The organism is Spirosoma luteum DSM 19990 (assembly GCF_000374065.1).
In the GTDB taxonomy this organism is placed as follows: domain Bacteria; phylum Bacteroidota; class Bacteroidia; order Cytophagales; family Spirosomataceae; genus Spirosoma; species Spirosoma luteum.
The window spans coordinates 108969-130947 of the sequence record NZ_KB893250.1 but is presented as its reverse complement, the minus strand read 5'-3'; the positions used below and the strand labels follow the sequence as shown (position 1 = coordinate 130947).

Sequence of the window (21979 nt, the reverse complement as noted above, 5' to 3'; positions counted from 1 at the left end):
AAAAGGAGCGTGCAGGAAACGAATATTCCCTCTTTTTTTCTGTACGCCCGCAAGACCATGACGATCAAAACCAAAATAGCCTCTGCGCTCACCTTTCTGTTCGCCATTGTATTACTGATTGGTGGTCTGAGCGCGTATTATCTGAACCAGCTATCCAACGATTCGCAGGCCATTCTGACAGATAATTACATCTCGCTTGAGTACGCGGGGAACATGCAGCGGCAACTGAGCAACCTTGGCGATCCGGACGCGCTACTTTCGTTTGAGGAAAACCTAAAAAAACAACAAAAGAACGTAACCGAAGTAGGGGAAAAGGAAGTGACCGCAACCCTGGCCCGGGAGTTTAACCGACTGCGAATCGGGGCACGGGATTCGGCTACCGTGTATCGAATCCGGCAGTCGCTGTTTCAGATTGACGAGCTCAACCGGCGGGGCATCATTCGTAAAAACGAAGTAGCCCGTAAAACGGCTAAAGACGCGCTGCGGTGGCTGGCCGTGGTGAGTACGGCCAGTATTCTGATTCTTTTCTCGTTCATCATCAATTTTCCTGGCTACGTAGCTAACCCGTTGCGCGAACTGACGCGTGGTATCCGGCAGATTGCCAAACGGAACTTCGAAGAACGGCTGCATTTTAAATCCAGCGACGAATTTGGCGAACTGGCCCGCTCCTTCAACTCCATGGCGCAGAAACTGGATGAATATGAGCACTCTAACCTCGCCAGTGTGCTATTCGAAAAAAGACGTATTGACACGCTTATTCACACCATGAATGAGGGCATCATCGGCCTGGATGAGAATCGGTATATTCTGTTTGCCAACCCGGTTGCCTGCCGCTTGCTGGGCATGGATGAAACGCAACTGGTGGGGCGGTATGCCCCCGACCTAGCCGCTACCAACGACCTGATGCGGACACTGATTCAGGATGTCATGGACGATAAAGAACCTGATACTGACGTGGGCAGCCTACTGAAAATTTTCGATAACGGGAAGGAGAACTACTTCAACCGGCGTACGCACCTTGTCGCTATCACGCGGACCGGTGAAGAGCAACCCCAGCGGGCAGGCTACGTAGTGGTGCTCGAGAATATTACCTCGTATAAAGAGCTGGACCTAGCGAAAACCAACTTCATCGCCACCGTTTCACACGAGTTAAAAACGCCCCTGTCGAGCGTTAAGCTATTGGAAGACAATCGGGTTGGGTCGCTCAATGACGAGCAACAGGCATTATTGAACAACATCCGCGCCGATGCTGACCGGCTGCTTAACCTGACCGGCGAACTGCTCAATATGGCGCAGGTAGAGTCGGGGCAGATTCAGTTGAAATTGCAACCGGTAATCCCTGCTGATATTGTTCGGTACGCGGTCAACGCGCTGGGCGTGCCGACCGAACAGAAAAATTTGCGCATTGTGCTGACGATGCCCGTTGATTTGCCCGTCGTTACGGCAGACCCGGACAAGGCTTCGTGGGTGTTGATTAATTTTCTCTCCAACGCCGTCCGCCACAGCCCCGAAGAGAGCACCATTGATGTGGAGGTAGCCAAAACACCTGATACCAACTACGTCGAATTTCGGGTGCGCGACCACGGGGCGGGTATTCGCCCCGAACATCAGGGCCGTGTGTTTGATCGTTATTTCAAAGCCACCGGTCAGAACGGCGCGGCAGGAGGCACGGGTCTGGGGCTGGCTATTTCGAGCGAATTTATCCGGAGTATGCAGGGCGAAATTGGACTGGATACCCGCGTGACCGATGGCGCTGCCTTTTACTTTCGCCTGCCTGTCAGTTAGAATGGGTAAGCTGGTAAGTCATTACTCGTACCGAATTAGCGCTTTTGTTTTCACCCGCCAGGTGCCGTTCTCCAAAATCGCTTCGCCATCCTTACGCATGGCTACGCGGGTGTGGGTAGTGGTGTAGGTATTTTCGCTGTCGCAGGCGGGTTCAATCATATAATTTCGGTAGGTCAGGAAACGAGCCAGCCGGTTCGGGTCAGCCTCGAAGCGAAAGCTGGCCACCGTCGGGTTTTCGGCACTGATGCTAAACCGGTACGCCGACTCCGGGGAGATTGCCTCGGATTTGTGCGACAGATCGAACTGCCCATTCGGGTCGGGTGGCGGGAAGTAAAACACCGCTGGTTTCGGGGGTGTAGTGACTGGCGCTGGTACCGGCTCTGCCACCGGAGTGACAGCAACGGGAGGCAACGCCTGAACGGGTTCCGGCTTCTCGGCAGGCTCCGTACGTACTTCGCCGGAACGCATGGCAGGGGCTGGTCTGGGCACGTTACCCGACACCTTCTGTTTTAATTGTCGAATTGCCGCCAATGGATTATCGGACCCTAACTCGGCTACAATCGCATCGTAAGCACTCACTTTCTGCCGGTGTTCAGGCCGTATGGCATTGGTAGCGGCATCATTTCCGGGTTTGGTACGCTGAGCCGTTTCCAGCGAATTGCGTAACCGGTTGTTTTCATCCAGCAATGCTTTTGCTCCGGCTTCAGTGCCCCGGTAGAGGAGTAGATAGATGGCTCCCGCACCAATCACCAGCCCAACAATGCCACTTATAATCATCATCCAGAGTTGTTTTTCCTTAGTTTCTTTTACTTCACGCTCCAGCTGACCCATCTGGAACGTAGCCGGGTCAATGGCAGCTTCGTCGCCGGTAACTGTTGGGGTTGGGGTTGTATTCGGACTGTCCGAAACGGTGGGTGTTGGTTCGGTCGTTACGCCGGGGGGCAGCATCAGGTCAATTTTTGCCAGAATTTGCTGTTGTACGCTGGGTGGCAGGGCTTTCCGATAACTTTCATACGCTTTGTTTTGCTGATAGAACTGGGCTAACTGTCGGCGAATGGCCGCGTTGGCCTCAGCCGGTCCCATACCAATAAAGGCTTTGGTATCCCGCAGCTGGCTTAGCTGCTGAATTCGCTGGCCTACCTGATCCCAGCTGCCTACCGCCCGGATAATTCCCTGTGCCTCACAGCCATCGCCACAATCCACTAGCTGAGCGTATATCTCCTGCGCTTTGGGTTGGTTAATGGTGGCAAAAACGGCCAGTGCCACCTCTTTCGTCAGGGTATCGACGGCAGCCTGATTGATGCTCTGGGCATACGATAGCGATGCCGAAAGCATGAGTACTAAAAAGGGTAGTATTCGCATACGTCTTATTGGTCAATACAACAACCTAAGGTACCCCGGGCTTCAGTCCGGCTACGCGTATAGTATAAGATAAAACTGTTCACACTAAAGTCTGGGATACCCAGGGTACCTTACCCGGTGTCCATTTAATCACGCCAGTGCATTGGCTAATTTGTTGATAGCCCCGATTAGCGGGTAGAAGAACAGGGTCTCTTCAATCGGCGCGCCCAGCGCATCGGTCATACCACTGTACTCGGCGGCTACATCGCCTTCTTTCCGCTGAATCCCATCCATGAGCGAGGTGTCCAGATGCGTTCGCAATTCCTGCTGCGCAATGACCAGTGCCCGCGCCGAAACGTTCAGGTTACGCACGAAACTAAACTCCTGGTTGACCGCGAAGAAGAAATCAATGAACGCGTTGGTTTCTTTCAGCAGGGACTGCACTACCTCCGGCTTCCGCAAATCGGCGTAAGTCAGCTTGGTAAACTCATCGTTGAACGTAGCCGGATACACGTAGCTGATGGCTTCCGTATCCACCGGACGGCTGTTGGCAGGCTGCATCAACGCGCCCTTGCTGGTTACCTCTTTCGGCCCCTTACGCTCGTAGAACAGGGTTAGCCCGCTGGTATCGTAGGTTTGTTCATACACTTTCTCGAAAATTACCCGCGCCAGTTTGCCCAGCATCGCATCGTCGGAACTGATAATGGTCAGTAATTTAGACCCCGTACCGCTGAAGGTGATGGCGCCCGGCAGATTAATACCCCGATGCTTCATCAGTTGGGCAATGTGGTACAGCAGCGCGGTATAGAACAATACAAAGACGACTTTCAGGTCCTCATCCTTCGCCAGCATCCCATTGAATGACAACATACTTTTGGCCTTTACGTCGTTGCTTCTTTCGATGGAGAACCAGAAGGCCATAATGTCTTCCGAACGGTTTGTGTCGAGCATCCGGCGGTTGTTGTCGCTCAGATTACCCAGGCTCTGGCTCTCCAGCAGCGTCTGAATTTTATCGGCGTATTTCCGGACGAAACCGTTATGACTGGCCGCGCCGTATTCGCTGAAAGCGTCGCCGTAGATGGCGTTGCCCGCAAAGCGGAACGAAGTCAGCAAACGGGGCTCGTTTCGCTCGTATACTACCACATCCGACGTGCCACCGCCAATGTCGATGTTGATAACGGGCCGGGCCGATGCACTCAGGGTAGGGTTTTGCTTATAATAATAGAACGGTGCGACCGACTCCGACACTTCGCGCAGCCGACCTGCGGCCCCGCCAATGTAGCGGTCATACAATTGCTGCCAGTCGGCGCGGAGTTGACTTACCCGGCCGGGAGTCATACTGGCCGGGAAGAACCAATACACCGTCGTCTGAATCAAGTTGCCGCCTTCGGTCAGCACTTTGTTCTTGATGAGCATCAGCAACTCTTCCAGAAAAGCTTCCACGCGCCGTTCGGTCTGGTCGCTGGTTTTGGCCCATTTAAGGTTGGTGGTAATCCGGTTGGAACCCGCCGGTTGCCGTTCTACGTAGAATGGAATATTAAAATCGGCCAGGGCCTGAGTTTGCTGGTTGAAACTCAGGTTCATCGGTTCGGCAATGGCGGTGCGTGTCGGGAAACTATCCGGTTTGCCAGGGCCAATGGTGGGCGGCACAAACTCCAGGTCGTACAGCAGGAACAACTCGAACAAGGCCGGATTGTACTGCGCCGGTGCCACCAGCGTAGCCACCTGCGGGGTTAGTTCGGCCACGTCGAAGGGGCGGGGGGTGCCACCGTCTACGCTGTACTCGATGTGGGTATTGGTGGTGCCAAAATCGACCGAGAAGGCAAACTGCTTGCTGCCGCCGTTGTACTCCTGCCAGCGAGGAACCAGCAGCCCGTTCATCTCGCGGCCATCGGCCCGGATGTTGGTTTGCAGGTAATCGAACTCCTGCCGCAGCACATAATAAACACTCGACCCGTCGGTATTCTGTTGGCGAACGGTGCGCTGATGCTTCGATTCAACGGTAACCGGCGTATTGTTCTGTTCGCCAAAATACGTTAGCTCGTATTGATTCTGGCTATCGAAACCGGCCTCAATCAACTCAACCCGGTAATCGGCCGGGATGGTGACAGAGCCGGACCGGACGAACGGATAGATGTTGACGGTGAACGAGTTCTCTACAATAATACCCTCATTGGTGGCTTCATTGGGGGCCGCACCGGCACCCGCCGTTGAACTGTACAACCGCTCGAACGTAACAAACTGATTGCCGGGCTGATTGGGGGCCGTAACGGGAATGTCGAGGGTAACGTTGATGCCACCCGCCTGTGGCGTCATCTTCAGCCGGACGCGGCTCATGAACAGGTCATCGACATCAAAGAAGTCAAAGAAATCTTTTTTGAGCGGTAACAGAAACCCTTTCTCCATGGCCGCACTCTGCAGGTTACCGTCGAAGAAACGGCTCCGGTCGGTGGGGAAAGGCAGGCGAATAAGGTAGGGTTCCAGAAAGTCGCTGACGGTGAGCCAGGGGTAATTGCCCGGTTGCCCCGGCAACGGCCGCTGATTATCGCGCCACGATTCGCGGGCGTAATAGGGTACGGGCGTGTTCGAGTTCCACTGCGCCTGTGGCACGTAGGTGAACTGCCGGAAAAAGCGGTTCTGCAACGCCATGGGGCGCGGTTTACCCGGATTCAGCCGGGCGTACTTGTCCGACCGGATAATGAAATCGCTCACCTGGTCGATAGCGCGGGCATCGGATTTTTTCTTGCGGAGCGGGAAGCCCAGCACTTCTACAATATCGCCGGGGCCGGTGGTGAGCTCGTCAAAATCCTGGTCGAACTTTTCCCGCGTCAGCAGCGGCTGTCCGTTCTGCGATTCGATGTGTTCGTAAAACATCGCCGGGTTCTGCTGCTGCAACAGTTTCCGGCTTCGGTTCAGGTAGTCGTCTACTTCACGGAAACGGTCCCGGAAGTTAGGCATGAACTGCTTGATGGCGTACCAGAATTTCTGGTATTCGATATCGCGCTGATGGAGCTGGCACACCGATGCGTCGAACAGCCGGTCGTTGCCCATAGACACATCCATCCAGGTCAGGTCATTTCCCGAACTGAAAAACATCGTTTTGGGCGATGTTCCACCCACCACCCGTCCCCGGTAACTCAGCACAAACAACCGGTTGATGTCACCGAAGTTATACTCCGGCGCATCCTGGTCCAGAAACAGTTTCAGCGCATCGCCCAGCCGTTTGTGACCGATGTTCGATGATTGCCGCAACTGGTCGAGGTCAGTGCGAACATCGAAAGGGGTAATGGTGATGTAGGTTTTGAGCTTGTCGTAATTGAAAAAAAGCTCCCCCACGTCGAGCGCATCCGAAACAACGCGCTGGTCGTTCACGGTGCCGTTGAGGTCGGGTTTGAGGGACAGGTTCAGGAAGGCCGAACGTACCAGGTCCATCCGGGCAAACGGGCTTGGAATGGACGTTGGCTGCTTTACGGTCTGGCCGCCCTGCGGGTCACGAATAGCCGCAATCTGGTCGGTGCCGAGGGGGCGGCTAACGTACCAGTGCAGGCCGGGAGTAGGGTTATGTAAGCTGAATGTTGTAGGCATGAGTTGGGGTTTACGGTTTTCGGTTTTTGGTTTACGGTGGACTGAGGCATCTAAGAGAGAAGAAATGACGCGTCAGCCAACCGTAAACCCTAAACCGAAAACCGTAAACTGTTTAGTAGTCTAACACTTTCGGGAGTTTGTCGTGGATGAATTGGTCGGTACTTTCCGAAAATAGCTGAATGAGTTTATCGGCTTCGCTGCTGTAGGCTTTTCCTTCGGCGGTTTTGTTGAGCGTCTGGTCGAAGTCGTCCACGATGTCGAGCTTTACATCCGACTCCCCTCCGAAGATTCCCTTCTTTTTGGGTTCAAAACCCCGTACAATATGACCGAGATTGGGCGCGTCGAGCAGAAACGGTTCGAACGACCGCTTGTTCTCCCGCATCTCGGTAAGCCACTGCCGGAAGCCCGTATCGAAGTTTTTGACGCTGTTGAAAAAGCCGGAGTTCAGGAATGCAGTCGAGATAACCGGATTGGCTTTGGACCATTGCACCGTACCAGCCGCCTGCCTGATCCGCTGATTCAGGTAGGTGCTGAACAGGGCCATCTTGGACAGCGGTAAGCTGATAATTTGCTTGGTGGCGTTGGCCAGGTTACCCAACTGAATACTGATGCCGTCCTGCTCGATGCCAAATTCCTTGTAAACCGGATTATTCGGTTTGCCATTGGTGACGGACAGGCTGTTGTCGTCCGTATTCATAAAGTCAACGATGGACAGCGCCGACGCCATTTCCACGAAGTGGGCTTCGTTTTTTTGGCCACCCGCGCCGGGGTCGTACGTGTACGCTTTGGTCTGGTCGTCGCCGATGTAATACAGCGCGTTGACCGCTGGGTTCACTCCCTTCTGGTAGTAGTTGAGGGCGGCTTTCGTTTTGGCAATAAACGAAGCGGGGTCAATCAATTTGTTGTCGTTGGTGGTCAGGCTAAAGTAGGGCATGACCGATACCGCCCCGATTTTGGCATCGCGCAAAAACGCCGGATTCGGAATTTGTCCGATGGCCTGCGCCCCCCGAATGTTCTTGAGCAAAATAGGGAAACCAGCCGCGCCCGTACCCCCAAAAATGGAACTGACAATGAATATCCGGTCATTGGCCCCAAAGTTTTCGGCAAACGCCTGGAACACATCCGAGTTGCGAAACTGGTTTAGCACGGTACTGCCAATATTCGGGTTACCCACAAAACCAATGTCCATCTTGGTTTCCAGATTCTCGTCTGAAAACAGCAGGCTGGCGAAGGCTTTGGCGGGGGCATCCATCCCATCAAAATTGATGTAATCCCGGAATTTCTCCTGCTGGACGCCCTGTAATTCAAAGACGTAGGTGTCGGCGATGGTTGCATTACCACCGATAGACCGGTTCAGGGTTTTGATTTCGGTGCCAAAAAAGCCCGATGTAGGTTTGGTCTGTAAGCCCGCCCGGATGTTGCCGTATTCCCGCAACAGGTCTCTGGTCCGCAGAAGGTCGTCGTTGTTGGCGTGCGGGTCCAGCACAATCGGGATAATCTCGTCCGTATTTTTCAATTGAACGCCGGAAGCCAGTAAAAACGTCAGGGCTTTCAGCACCCGCGAGCCGGTTCCGCCAATGGCGAATACAAATAGTTTGGGCATAATTTTTAGGGTTTTCGGTTTACAGTATGCGGTTTACGGTTGGCTGGCGCGTGTTATTGATGCGGAAGCCAACCGTAAACCGCATACCGAATACCGTAAACTAGTTTACTTAGACGGCCAGAGCATGGGCCGGTGTTTGGCATTTTTACTGAAATTCTTCATAACCATGGAGATGATGAAGAAAATAACGGCGGTCAGCAGGGCCATTTCGAAGGCATAGCTGAAAAAGACGCTGATGCCCTGGTCGAAGAGGGTTCCCTGGTCGGGGTCGGCTTCGTCGCGGAGAATTTCCTGATTCGCTTTTTGATAGCAGGTAACCAGCGCAATCAGGAACAGTGCCAGCGCACTGATGCCCATCATGAGCAGCCATTTGCCCATGCCGCTGAAACTTACTTTGTTGAGCGGCCAGATATAGAAGGCAAACGCCACCAGCAAGGCAATACCAACGGCGGTCCAGGTTAGGGGCGACAGCAGTTGTTCCTGATACAAATCTTCGAGCAGGTTGCTGTTGACAAACAGGTTGTAAAAGTTATAAAGGGATTCTTCCATGTTTAAAGAGCGAAAGGATGAAAGAGTGAATGAGCGAAAGATAAGCGTCAGCCGGTATATCGGACCATCACTCTTTCGCTCATTCGCTCTTTCACTCTTTCATTTGAATGGTTAGCGTGAAATACTCGGTTTGGTTGTTTGGGTTATAAGCTCGTTCTACGCCTTGCAGCAGGTTTTGAATGCCGAATGTTGAGGTGGCATCGGGCGAGGCATCGTTGGTTGTATTCGTGTTGGCAATCCAGCGGGGCGGAAATTGCCGACGCAGCTTAATGGTAGCGGTACGCTCTCCCCGGGCGGGTTTGCTGGTTGATACCAGTAGCTTGTGCGTGGTGCCGTTAGCTCCCGAGTAGGGCTGAACCGCCGTTACCCGGAAATTATCTTTCCCTACAACTTCGTACTGGCTGGGGTCGGTGAGCAGCGACGCGGGCAACCGCAGGGCCGATAAATTGACCGCAACGGGAATCGTCAGGCTTTTATCAGCTACGTCGGGTTGCACATCGGTTAGGGCGTGAACCGCCTTGTCATGATTTTTGATTTCGGCATTCGACCGTTTGAAACGGCCTTTGCGGGCCGGGTCGGTCACCAGAATGCTGTAAAAAGGCGTGACAGCCTTTGCATCGCGCCCGAAAAACCACGAGTTTTCATAACCCGGCAACTGGTCGAACCGGCGGATGGTCTCGTAGGTTGCGTCCTGATACAATTGCTGCATGGTTTCGTTGCGGCCAATCAGGCAGAGGTAATAGGGCCGGTCGCCGGTGTACTTTTTCTTCGCGTTGTTCCAGCTGTAATACGTACCATCGTACCCACCTTCCAGCTTGACAACCAGCATGGAGTGCGTGCCGGCGTAGGGACTGAACACGGTAGTCAGGAGCGACGTAGCGGCATCCAGGGTTTTCTGCGCACTCATACCGGTCAGGCTGGGGTCAGAATAAATCAGGTCGGACACCAGTACGCTCAGTTCGTTGCCCGAGGTGTTGCTGAGAATGTCGCCAAAGATTTTTTCGAAATCCGTACTGGTCGTTTTGCCCTTCGTTTTGGCAACGGTGAAGATATTATTCTCCTTGAAAAACTGCGGCAGCGACAGGCCCAGGTCATTCACTTCCGTATTGACCACGTAGAGTTTAGGCTGCCCCGGATTCACCGCGTCAAACTCCGTTAGTAGGTCGTTGAGGGTTCGTTTAAAGGCACCGTTCCCGCCCGGAACATCGTAGGGGAACATACTGGCACTGGCTTCGAGGTAGAGTTTTAGCTTGATCGGTTTACTGGACGTAGCCGTAGTTTCCTCATCCATCGTGGGTGTTTTGCCAATTTTTTTGGACAGACTACGATACGTCCGGTTGCGTTTAATGTAAGCCGTCAGGGCTGCTTCGTTCACTTTGCCATCGGGCGTAATGAGCGTGGCCGTTTTCTGTTCTTTGCTCAGTTCCTTGCTTTTGCTGACAATCAATACGCGCAATGCATCTTTTTCGGTAACGTCGAGGGCATTGTCATTCTCGAGCGATTCGCTGATCTGGCTGTCCAGGTCGTCGGTAGCATTGGAACAACTGGACAGCCCACCTGCCAATAGAAATAGGAAGAGCAATAAACACAGACGGGGCTGATGCATGAATTGAGTTTTCGGAAAGTTAAGCATGCCATTGACAGGCGGTAAATGTAGTAAATCGGGCATGGACAGCCTTACCATTCGCTAAGTGACCTTAAATTTTCTTAAATTACTCCATAACGTAACGAAGCCGCCAGCCATTTTATGTCAACTGGTACGACTAAACGATAAACGGTCGTTTACCTTTGTACTGTGATTATGTTCAACATGCCGCTTCGCCACTTTATAGTCGTACTGTTTCTGGCTTTTCCTATATTTCTGCAAAACTGCGCGCAGGTGGCTCAGCCACCGGGTGGTAAAAAAGATACCATTGCCCCCAAAGTGGTTGGGAGCATGCCCAGCTTCCGTCAGCTGAACTACCAGGGTAGAACCGTTGAACTCGAATTTGACGAGTACGTCAACAGTGAGAATCTACAGCAAAAAATTACTATTACCCCGCAGGACAGCAATACGTATGTTGTTAAAACGCTTCCGCTGGGCATTCGGTTAAATTTTGCCAAACCTTTTCTACCCAACACCACCTACACCATCGACTTTGCTGATGGCATAAAGGACATTACCGAACGGAACATCGCTAAAAATACGAAGGTCGTTTTTAGTACGGGGCCCTTTATCGATTCGCTCGCTCTGGCGGGCAATGTAGTGGACGATGAAAGCCGCCGACCGTTGCTGGGCTTTGTAGTGGGGCTTTTTGCCTCCACCGATACCTTGCCCATTAACCGGAAACGCCCGCAGTATTTTGCCCGAACGGACAGTAATGGAAATTACCGCATCGAAAATGTGAAGGCTGGTTTGTATAAAGTGTATGGCTTCGACGATAAAGATTTGAATCTGGTGAACAACACACCGGGCGAGCGCGTAGCCTTCCGGGATAGCGTCCTGAACCTGAATAAAAACTACACTGACGTAAACATGGTGGCCTTTCGGGGTTACGGAAAGCCACGCATCAGCCGACGCGAACGCACCGATGAAACGCTGGGGCTGGAACTGAGCAGCGGAATTGCCGATTACAAAATACGCTTTGGCAAAATGATTTCTACAACCGCCGTCTCCACAACTGCAACGTCTACGTCGGCTGTATCCACGTCGGCAACCCCAGTAACATCCACTTCATTTTCAGCCTCGGGCGATTCGCTGGTGTCATTTCTGGAAACACCCAGACTGATTCGGCTGTACCGACCAGCCGACCGGGCGGCTAATGACACCATAAACGTTGTGATTATGGCCGAAGATTCGGTGGGTAACCTGACCGAGCTGCGGGAGCGTATCTATTTTTCGCCCCTGAAAACGAAAGCTAAAGACCGGACACCACTCACCGTGCAGATAACCCCACCAGCGAGTGAACTGATCGATCGGAATCTGGATTTCACCCTGGTCTTCAATAAGCCGGTGTTTCAGTTCAAAACAGAACAACTCATTATTGGTCCCGACAGTACGAAACCGCTTAAGCTGACAGCAGAGAACCTGACATGGAGCAATAATAATTCACGTCTGGTCATTAAGAAAGGACCCACCCGTAACGACGTACCGTTACGCGACACTCTACTGTTCCGAATTCCTAAAGGGACTTTTATCAGCGTTCAGGGCGATACGCTGGGCCGGTATTCGGCTCGTTACCTGATTGCGGAAGACGATAGCTATGGCCTGATTGCCGGTAACGTTAGTCTGGCTACCGTTGGCACGGCGGGCAATAAATTCATTGTCGAATTGCTGGATGAAAAGTATACCGTTGTCCGAACGGCGTATGGAGAAACGAATTACAGTTTCGGGCGATTAAGACCGGGTCTGTACCGCGTCCGGCTGATTATTGACAGCAACGGCAACAGAAAGCGGGACATTGGCAACGTGCAGAAAGGTATCCAGCCGGAGCGGATTATTTACGCCCCTGGTACCGAAGAGGACGGCACGATACGAGTCAAGCAGAATTTTGAACTGACCGATATCGATTTCTGACCTAACGGTCAATTCGAAACACCACCCCCGCCCGGTGTTTCGATGCGTATCCGCTCGCCGGTTTGCATAGCCCGCGTGAAAATTCCGGGAAGCGATTCTGTCCGGCCATCGGCAAAAATTAGCGTTTGCTGGCCTGTTTTACCCGGTTCACCGCCATTTAAGCCGTAGGGCGCAACGGCCCGGTGCTGACTTAGCAGGGTTGCCTGTACGGGTTCCAGAAACTCGATTTCCCGGATGATGCCGTCGCCCCCGCGCCACGTTCCCGCGCCCCCGGAACCAGTCCGAATGGCAAACTGATGCAGCCGGACCGGGTAGCGCCGTTCCAGTTCTTCGGGGTCGGTGAGTTTGGTGTTGGTCATGTGCTGATGCACTGCCGAACGACCATCTGCCCCCACGGTAGCCCCCGCCCCCCCGCCAATGGTTTCGTAGTAGCCAAACGGTTTTGTAGTGGTTAAAGCACCGGCCGGGTTTGACTGGCCAAACAGGAAATTATTCATCGTTCCCTGACTACAGGCGGCCAGTCCGAGGGCTTTCAACAATGTATCCACCAGGCGCTGACTCACTTCGGTATTGCCCCCCACTACGGCCGGGCACAAAACAGCCTCATCCGAAAAGACCGGATTCAGGAACGAAGCATCCGGCAGTACTAACGACACGGGTGCCATCAACCCTTCATTCAACGGGATATCCCGCCCGCACCACAGCCGAAGTACGTACAATACGGCACTGTAGAGTATCGAGATATTGGCGTTCAGGTTATTTGGATGGACGCCCGATGTGCCGCTAAAATCAAACCGAATGCGCGGACTACCCGGTTTTTCTGTTTCCAGCTCTTCCGCATAAATTTGAATCCGCAGGTTTATCCGGTGCCCATCGTCCAGCGATTCGTCGGCCATAAACTGCTGACCCGCCAGGGGTTTGAGCACGGCGAGGATGGCATCCGTTGCGGACTGTTGCAGTCGCTTCATGTACACCTGTACCGTAGCGAGTCCGTAGTGGCGCACGAGGGTTTGCAAGGCTTTTTCGCCCGATTGTAAAGAAGCCAGGGCGGCTTCGATGTCGGCGCGGTTTTCGGCCAGGGACCGGGTGGGGTAGGGGCAATCGGTAAATCGACAGGCAACGCCGTTGCCAGGTTCGTTGTCGGTGTCATCCCACAGGAATTTACCGGCTTTCACGATGTAGATGGGTTCCAGCACCACGCCTTCCTCCACCAAAGATGTGGCATCGGGCGGCATGGAACCGGGGACTTTACCGCCAATTTCGGCGTGGTGCGCCCGGTTAATCACGTAGCCAATCAGTTGGGAGTTACCATCGGCATCGTCGGTAAAAACACCACTCAGCAACGTTACATCGGGCAAGTGCGAGCCGCCGTATTTCGGGTGATTCGTGATGACCACATCGCCGGGGCCAATCGGAATTTTGGCCAGTATCAGGCGGGCGCAGATGCCCAGGCTACCCAGATGAACTGGAATATGCGGGGCGTTGGCGACCAGTTCGGCATTGGTGTCGAGCAGAGCGCAGGAGAAATCGAGCCGCTCTTTCACGTTGACCGAGAAAGCCGTTCGCTGGAGTTGGGTGCCCATTTCTTCGGCAATGGCCCGGAATCGCTGGGTGAATAGTTCGAGCTGAATTACCTCGTCTGACGCCTGAACGGCGAGTTCCTCCGTGTCCCGGATGTAATCGACCAGTGCATTTTTATCCGCCTGAATAACAATCCGCCAGCCGGGTTCGATGAAGGCCGAGGAGGTCGTATTCAACAGCAAAGCGGGTCCCCGAAAGGTGTCGCCCTCCTGCAACTGCGTCCAGTCGAAGGCGGGGTAGATGTCGGGCTTAAAGGTGGGCACGGCGTGGCGATGAATCACGGGCGGGCTGCTCACCGGCTGGTCGGTTCTCGCCGTGCTGACCATAATCCGGATGCTTTCCACCTCAATAGGCCGTTGCTGCCCCGCATGCTGGCCGGGAAAATGGCCATACAACTGCCGGTACTTTTCCTGAAAGTCGACGGCTAATGCCGGGCCAAACGGAACTTCAACGGTGGATTCCTGCCCAAGCAGCCTAAGGAAGACAGACCGGGTTTTGGTGATAACGGGCACATCAGGGCCAACATCCTGCCGTAGTGTCTGCGTAGCAGTATCAATCAGTTCATCGACGAGGGTAGGCAGGTCATGTTCGGTATCGGTCAACAACCGCAATACCGATACCGACGCCAGCCGTTCAATCTGCGCCTGCCCAATGCCATAGGCACTCAGTAACCCGCCATCGAAGGGTAAAATCAGCCGTTCCATGCCCAGTTGTTGCGCAATGGCACAGCCGTGCAGGCCACCCGCCCCCCCGAATACCAGTAACTGATAGTCCACTGGGTCGAAGCCCCGGGCAATGGAAATTTTACGAATGGCACCTGCCATTGTCTCGTTTGCAATCTGCTCAAAGCCGCGCAGTATAGTTAGCGCATCGGGCTGGGTACCGGTCAGCGTACCAACTTGTTCGATAATCCGCTGGAGGGCAATGGCAGCTTTTTCGGGGAAAACCGGAATGCCGAACTGTTTTGGGTGCAGCTTGCCCAGTAGTAAATTGACATCGGTAATGGTGAGCAACAACGGCTGCCCGGGTGCCGTGGCGCCATAGCAGGCTGGGCCGGGGTTGGCCCCCGCACTGTGCGGCCCCACGCGCAACTGCCCGGTAGAGGCCCCGTGGGTCTCGAACCAGCAAACGGACCCACCCCCGGCGGCTACGGTTTCGATGGCCAGGGAGGGTAACTGCAAATCGAACGGGCCGATTCGGGTCGTAAAGCGATAGTCTACGTCTCCGTCAATCCGGGCCACATCGGTACTGGTGCCCCCCATGTCGAGGGTGAGCACGGGTTGCCCGCTGCCAATGTCCGCTGCTCCGATAACGCCCCCCGCCGGGCCACTGAGCAGACTATCTTTTGGCTGGAACAGGTCTGCCCGTACCAGTCCACCCGAACTGGTCATCACCCGAACCGAATGCTCCATCCCCAGCTGCCGCTGTACATTGGTCAGGTACGCCTGCATAACGGGGGTCAGATACGCATTGACCACCGCTGTTTGGGTGCGGGAAACGTACTGCGGAGTCACCGAAACATCGGTCGAAATTGTCAGGTTAGGAAAACCGGCCGTTGCCAGCGCATCGCGTAGCTGACGTTCGTGGACCGGGTTTCGGTAGGCATTCAGGAGCGATATGGCTACCGCATCCGGGTGCGTCTTTTTTAATTGTTCGATTAAACCGGCAATCGTCTCATCCGACAGGGGCATAAGCACCTGTCCATCGGCTCCTGTGCGTTCGACTACTTCCAGCACCGATTCGTACAGGACTTCGGCGGGGGGGATGGCCAGTTGAAACAGGTCGGGTCGTTGCTGCGTTCCGATGAGCAGCAGGTCTTTAAACCCTTTCGTGACCAGCAAGGCAACGCGTCCCCCCTTTCGTTCGAGCAGGGCATTGGTTCCTTTCGTGGTGCCCAGTCGCATATCCAGGGGAGGAAACGGTTGGGTCAGTGGTGTTTTCGTGAGTAACCGGGTGGCCAATACGGGAGCTTCTTCGCCGGTGAACAGTTCAACGGTATGGGGTTGCCCGAATGGACCGGCCGGAGGTGGAGCAGGCTGGTCGTTTTCCAGGGTAATCTGCCCCTCCGGGCTACAGGAGGCTATTGTATATAGGGCACTGGTTTCTAGAAGCCGCAGCTGGTAGCCATCGAAAATGGGGGCCGTAAGCCAGGGAGCTACTAATTTGCCATCGAGTAACTGGCCCCGCAATCGGCTGCTGCTCAGAACTTTGGTGCGGTGCAGACTGCCGTTGGGGGCCAGGGCCAGGCCATCCGTAAAGGTACCGCCCGTATCAATCCAGATTTGGTACATGGGTCAATGAGCCGTTGACAACCAGTCGGGCAAAGAGAACAGGAGGCTGAATCCCGAACAATGTCCCACCTGCCAACACGATAGTTTGCATTAGGCGAACGCGCTGCTGGGTCCAATCGAACCTTTAGGCCGTGCGTACCGCCAAAAATAGCCAACCTTTAGCGTTTCACAGGACTTATTTCTGCCAGCACCAAACGAGTTGGTGTATAGTCTAACCTGACTTAACCCGTAAATGATGCTTTTGGTGAGGTTTAGTTAGGCATCATTCTTCAGCACCATTATTTATCGAACACCACTTTATAGACTGCAAAGCGCAGGGTTTGACTCGTTACATCATTGTTGGCAATTACGTAGAGCGTGCCGTCGGGCGCGATGGCAATGTCGAACTGGTCGAAGCGGAACGCCATCCGGTTGCCCCTGCCGGACTTGGTCGCTCCCGTTTGCCCGAAGAATTTTTTGTTGCCCACCACCGTCGTCACATTCCCCGACGCATCCACCTTCCGCACACAGCCCGACCCGTAATCGTTCACGTACACATTGTCGCTTTCATCAACGGCAATGGTATTGCCTCGGGCGTAGCCGCCATCCTGGAACCGGGCTGCGCTGCCTGCGCCATCTACGTAGCCTTTCTGGCCCGCCGTTCCGGCCACAAGTTTGAGGGTATTGTCGGGCTGGAGTTTCCAGAGGGCCTGGTTGCAGAAAACGAAGACACTTTTAGCGTTGGTACCCAACTGGGCGTTGGCCTGGTCGGGCGTGCCTTTGAGCTGGCCGTTCACCAGCGTTGTCGAGAAACTGGACGCTGTATTGCCCCCTGCTGTTCCGTTCACAATGCCTACCAGTTCATTGTTGAAATTGGCGCAGATGTAGCTGTATTTGCCCGTTGCTCCACCCGGCTTGAGCGAGAAAGATTGAGCTTTGGGGTCCGCGGCTGCTGACTTGGTGAAGTTACCAAAGCGGTAGGTGTAGTAGTAACCCGCGCCCGTGTCGCCAACGTAAACCTGATCGCTGGACGTGGCAATGCCAACGGGGCTATCGGCCGTTGTCTGGAAGGGGGCCACGCCCAGGGTGGTGAGGTCCATCCGGTACACGGTTTTCTGACCGGGGCCGGTTATGTACAGTAGGTTAGGTGCATACGCCATCCGAACGCCATCGGCCCCGGACGTGGCAAACGCCGGAATACCCGCCAGTTTGGTAACCGTCGCTTTGGCCGAAAGTGGAACAATCACCGTAAAGTCGGTGGGCGAGGTGCCGGACTTGCCCGCGTCCTCCAGCGTGATTTTTCCCGTTGTAGCACCATCGGGGACAATAACTTTCAGGGCGGTCGTGCTGGTTCGGGTAATGCCTGTAGCCGCAATGCCGTTGAATTTCACGGCTGTATTGTTGGTGAAATTCAGTCCCGTAAGGGTAATCTGGTCGCCTTCTTCACCCTGTTCGGGTGTGAAACTTGTAACGACGGGGCCGTCGATGAACGTGAAATCGGTGGCGGAGGTGGCTGTTCGTCCCTCTGTTTCAACGGTTATTTTTCCGCTCTGCGCCGTAGCCGGAACCGATACCACCAACTGCGTGGACGAAGCTGTTGTAACCGTAGCGACTCCAGTGCCAAACTTCACGACGTTTTTAACCGGATCGGTAGAGAAACCCTCTCCGCTAATGGTTACGGCTGTACCCACAACACCCTGCACGGGCGTGAAACCCAAGATTGAAAAGGGTGATGGCTCCGGTTCGCTTTTCTTGCAGGACAGGAGTACGCTCAACAGGAATACGATGGTAAGCAAGGCGTTTTTCATGATTTCAAGCGGTAAGTATATTGGTCAATCTGTATGACACATAGTGGATTATGGCCGTTGATAAGAAAGGTAATGAGAACTTTAGGAGAGAGTACTGGCCATTTGAGCAAACGGCGACATTGGCTTAGCAACCGGTAGCATAGGCCCCAAGCGTTTGTGCCCACCGTTGCGCAGGAGCAACTGGGATTGGGAGGCTAACTTAGCTTGTGCCGCTACGATGGGTACCACTTCACCGTCTTCTAGCTCGAACCTAATTGGGGCCTACCGGGCTAAACAGGTTGTTCGCCGATCACTACGGGCGCATCCGGATTACCTCAGAGCAGAGCGATATCAATGTCTTTGCCCCCTGAACAGGCTCAGGGGTGAGGTGATGACCAGCTACAGAGGTTTGTGCGTTAACTCAACTACTGGCCGGAGGGTTGTCGGTTCGTAGTGCGTATCAACTGGGTTGTATTGTTGTGCCAAGCCAATGGCCTGATTATTCATTGTCTGGCTGCGGTTAATTCGGTACCAACTAAAGACGAGTATTACTCCTGTTCCTGTTTACGACGTGTCCACTTGATCGGATTCACTAACGGAAACGGGTATGTGGTGCCCAACTCAACGCCCCAATTGGCCAACTCCTGAGCACTGTTGAGCGATAACAGATGAAGCTTATCGGCGGGTACGTGCTGGAGTTCGGGGCACCAGCGTTTAACATACTCGCCCTGGGGATCGTAGCGGGTGGCCTGGGTATACATGTTAAAATAACGGTCGCCGTGCGCATCCGCTCCAACCTGGGCCACCATGTTCCAGTTTCCCCAGTTGCTGGCCGGATCGTAATCGATCAGCAGGCTTTCCATGTAGGCTGCTCCCCATGGCCACCACACGCTCAGGTCAGACTTTTCGCCCCGGTGGAGCAGTAGGCTGGCCACGTTCTGACGACCCCGGTTAGACATATAGCCCGTGGCGTTTAGCTCCCGCATGTTAGCATCCACGAATGGAATGCCGGTTTGACCAGCGGCCCATCTGGCAAACAGGTCATAATCCTTTTTCCAGCCATCCGTCGGTACATTCCGTGGGCCGCTGGCCAGAAAAATACGGTTGCCCTGCCGGGCGGCCTGAAACCGAAAATAATCCCGCCAGATCAGTTCAAAGATTAGCCAGTACGTCGATACATTTTTTTTGCGCTCCTGTTCGTAGCGCCTGACTTCCCAATATACCCGGCGGGGGGATAAGCAACCGTTGGCCAACCAGGCCGAAAACTTACTCGAATAGTCTTCGCCCAGCAGCTGATTGCGGGTATGTTTATAGGTACGGAGCAGGTCCCGTTGCCAAAAATACGTCTCTATCCGTTGCAGGGCTGCGGTTTCGCCCCCTACGAAATGGATGGCGGCCCGGTCGTTCGGCGGGGGTACCTCCAGGCCCAGGGTCTCCAGGGTGGGCAACTGACCGACGGCAATATCGGGCAGGGGAGGCAAGGTGGGCATGGGCGTTTCTTCCCGTACCCGGGCCTGTTTTTCGCAGCTTTTCCGGAAATCCCGGTACGCATCCGGTACCTGAGCTATGCCAAACGGTAAATCGTCCGGATGATACAGCGAGAGCATCCAGACCAGGTTCAGTTGCGCGCCACTGGGTTGCAGCGCCTGTCGGACCTGCTCTTCCAGGCGTGTTTCTTCGGTGGTGGCTTCCTGTCCGGCGTAAACGGCGCTGGCCCGGTGCTGCTCTGCCAGTTCGGCCAGCACCTGAGGGGGCGCGCCCGTGCGAATCAGCAGATCGGACCCTTGCCGACGCAGATTATGGCGTAAATCGGCCAGACTTTCGAGCAGAAAGCGCATCCGGTGCTCCCTGGCTTTGGGAAAAGTACTACCCGGCAGGGTTTCAATCGAAGCAGGATCGAGGATATAAACGGGCAACACGACCTGAGCGTCCTGACAGGCTTGATACAACGCGGTATTATCGTGCAGTCGCAAGTCGTTTCGAAACCAGTGGATAATGGTATTTTTCATGGAATTAGTCGCTCTGCCAGACGGGTCAACGCGGTTGTTTCGAACGAATCACCTCGTTTGAGAGCAGGCCCGCCTATAATCGTATGCTCGCGTTAACTGGCTGTAATTCACTTACGAAACGTGGTGATCGCTTCCTGGTAGATTCGAATGCCCGGAATGTCCCTGGTTCCATCGGCAATCGCTTTTTTTATCAGGCTCTCATCAATACTCCAGTAGCCATTGGGCACTTGGTTGGAATCTACAATGGTAAAAGCCCATCGCATCTGAACGCCCTTGGGCAGGGGCGAAAGCGTTACGTCAGGATTCAGCCAGTCTGTTTCGGAGGCATCAGCCGATTCGGTAAGCGCACGTTGCCCATCCGCTTCGGCCTGCTGGTGTTCCCGGATTCGCACCACTTCCTGATTATACCGCTCAACGGCTTCTTTCAGGGGTTGCATAGCGGATTCGATGGGTGCTACCAGTTGTTTCTCCAGTTCCATCCAGTCATGTTTCTGGTGGTCGATTTCGCGGGTAATCTTCAGCCGCTCGGCAGCGATGAGCTTAATCAGGTCCTGACCCCGGGCTACGTGTTTGATCAGGTTCTCCTGCTGCTCCGGCGTTCCGCAGAAGGCAGGTTGCCGACGTAAAAACGCCAGGTACTCGGCAATAGATTTGTCCAGAATTTCACGGCCAGGGTCCTGGGTGAGCGAGACGAGCGACAGGTCGGAGGAGGGTGACGTTGGGTTGTTCATAATCCAATAATCAATTAGTGGGCGTAAATGTTGGCACAAACCGGTTGGCCAGGCAGTTTGCTGGCTTTGACCAAAACAAACATTCCTGCGCCGTGAAGAACCCGGTCCCGCTTAACGCACTGGTAATCCTACACTCATCCTTTCCGGACTGGTGCATTATGACCGGCTATACGTTCTCCCTGAGCGGGGCCTTTTCCTACCTGTTTGGCTACCTGTTTTTTCTGATCTATCCGGCCTGGACCTCCGTGCAGGCCGGATGGCAAACTGGCCCGTCATCCGCTTTTATCGGGAACAAAACCGCCAATAACCCCGTATTTGCGTAAGTTTGGGGTATACTAACAACAACCTATCCGATGCATGGCTGAACACAAGCCTTTAATATTAGTCACGAATGATGATGGCATTACGGCCCACGGCATCAGGACGCTCGTTGAACTAATGAAGCAACTGGGTTCGGTGGTGGTCGTAGCACCCAACAGCCCCCAGTCTGGTATGGGGCACGCCATTACGATTGCGAATCCAATCCGCCTGTATCCCTCTGATTTGTACGGCGAAGTGCCCGCGTACGAATGCTCCGGCACCCCCGCCGACTGCGTGAAACTGGCGAAACACCACGTGCTGAAAGACCGCGCCCCTGACCTGGTCGTGAGTGGTATTAACCACGGCAGTAACTCGTCGATCAGCATTTTGTACTCCGGCACGATGTCGGCGGCAATCGAAGCGGCCATCGAAGGTATTCCGGCCATTGGCTTTTCCCTCGGCGATTTTACCCGCCAGCCTGATTTCTCGCATACGCATGAGCACATCCTGAGCATCGCCCGCAATGTGCTGGAGAAAGGATTGGAGCGCGGAACGGCGCTGAACGTGAACTTCCCGGCCCGTGCGGCCGAGGCTCTGAAAGGAATTCGTATTTGTCGGCAGGCGAATGCCAAATGGCAGGAGGTGTTTGATGAACGGCGTGACCCGCACGGGCGACGGTATTTTTGGCTGGCCGGTGATTTTGTTAACTTCGATACGCACGCCGAAGACACGGACGAGTACGCACTGGCTAATAACTATACGTCCGTTGTACCCTGTCAGTACGACCTGACGGCCTACCGCATGATGGACACGTTAAAGGACTGGAAACTTTAAACTTAATGATGAATTATAAATGATGAATGAGTGATTGCTAACGTGATT

General features: G+C 54.2%; 13 protein-coding genes. 4 read left to right on the top strand and 9 right to left on the bottom strand.

What is annotated here, in order from left to right; genetic code table 11:
* The first annotated feature begins 57 nt into the window (after positions 1-57).
* Positions 58-1785, top strand: coding sequence for a sensor histidine kinase (locus B156_RS0109430; RefSeq protein ID WP_026260727.1), 1728 nt, complete (start codon positions 58-60; stop codon positions 1783-1785).
* Between the two features lie 21 nt (positions 1786-1806).
* Here B156_RS0109430 and B156_RS0109425 read toward each other — a convergent pair whose 3' ends face one another.
* The 5 genes from B156_RS0109425 to B156_RS0109405 form a co-directional block, all read right to left on the bottom strand.
* A complete protein-coding gene (locus B156_RS0109425; protein ID WP_026260726.1) occupies positions 1807-3147 on the bottom strand; it encodes a hypothetical protein in 1341 nt (446 codons plus the stop codon).
* Between the two features lie 129 nt (positions 3148-3276).
* A complete protein-coding gene (locus B156_RS0109420; protein ID WP_018619436.1) occupies positions 3277-6711 on the bottom strand; it encodes an acetate and sugar kinases/Hsc70/actin family protein in 3435 nt (1144 codons plus the stop codon).
* A gap of 112 nt (positions 6712-6823) precedes the next feature.
* Complete coding sequence (locus tag B156_RS0109415) at positions 6824-8314, bottom strand: hypothetical protein (protein ID WP_018619435.1); 1491 nt, start codon at positions 8312-8314, stop codon at positions 6824-6826.
* A gap of 105 nt (positions 8315-8419) precedes the next feature.
* Positions 8420-8863: a hypothetical protein gene (locus B156_RS0109410; RefSeq protein ID WP_018619434.1), complete on the bottom strand. Its 444-nt coding sequence runs from the start codon at positions 8861-8863 to the stop codon at positions 8420-8422.
* Between the two features lie 91 nt (positions 8864-8954).
* Entirely contained in the window at positions 8955-10469 is a 1515-nt protein-coding gene (locus B156_RS0109405) for a hypothetical protein (RefSeq protein ID WP_018619433.1), read from the bottom strand.
* Between the two features lie 195 nt (positions 10470-10664).
* Here B156_RS0109405 and B156_RS0109400 point away from each other — a divergent pair, with 195 nt between their 5' ends.
* The gene (locus tag B156_RS0109400) at positions 10665-12419 is read left to right on the top strand and encodes an Ig-like domain-containing domain (protein ID WP_018619432.1); all 1755 of its coding nucleotides are present in this window, start codon (positions 10665-10667) and stop codon (positions 12417-12419) included.
* An 8-nt stretch (positions 12420-12427) separates the two neighbouring features.
* Here the strand turns inward: B156_RS0109400 and B156_RS0109395 are convergent, their stop codons facing one another.
* From B156_RS0109395 to B156_RS0109375, 4 genes are all read right to left on the bottom strand, one after another.
* Entirely contained in the window at positions 12428-16291 is a 3864-nt protein-coding gene (locus B156_RS0109395) for a hydantoinase B/oxoprolinase family protein (protein WP_018619431.1), read from the bottom strand.
* Between the two features lie 278 nt (positions 16292-16569).
* A complete protein-coding gene (locus B156_RS0109390; RefSeq protein ID WP_026260724.1) occupies positions 16570-18078 on the bottom strand; it encodes an IPT/TIG domain-containing protein in 1509 nt (502 codons plus the stop codon).
* 527 nt (positions 18079-18605) lie between these two features.
* Entirely contained in the window at positions 18606-20066 is a 1461-nt protein-coding gene (locus B156_RS0109380; RefSeq protein ID WP_018619430.1) for a DASH family cryptochrome, read from the bottom strand.
* Positions 20067-20173: 107 nt separating this feature from the next.
* Positions 20174-20797 carry a hypothetical protein gene (locus tag B156_RS0109375; protein ID WP_018619429.1) on the bottom strand — a complete coding sequence of 208 codons (624 nt, stop codon included), beginning with the start codon at positions 20795-20797 and terminating at the stop codon, positions 20174-20176.
* 92 nt (positions 20798-20889) lie between these two features.
* Here B156_RS0109375 and B156_RS0109370 point away from each other — a divergent pair, with 92 nt between their 5' ends.
* On the top strand, positions 20890-21120 hold the full coding sequence (locus B156_RS0109370) for a hypothetical protein (RefSeq protein ID WP_157626976.1): 231 nt from the start codon (positions 20890-20892) through the stop codon (positions 21118-21120).
* Positions 21121-21154: 34 nt separating this feature from the next.
* Positions 21155-21931, top strand: coding sequence for a 5'/3'-nucleotidase SurE (gene surE, locus B156_RS0109365; protein ID WP_018619427.1), 777 nt, complete (start codon positions 21155-21157; stop codon positions 21929-21931).
* Positions 21932-21979: the final 48 nt, after the last annotated feature.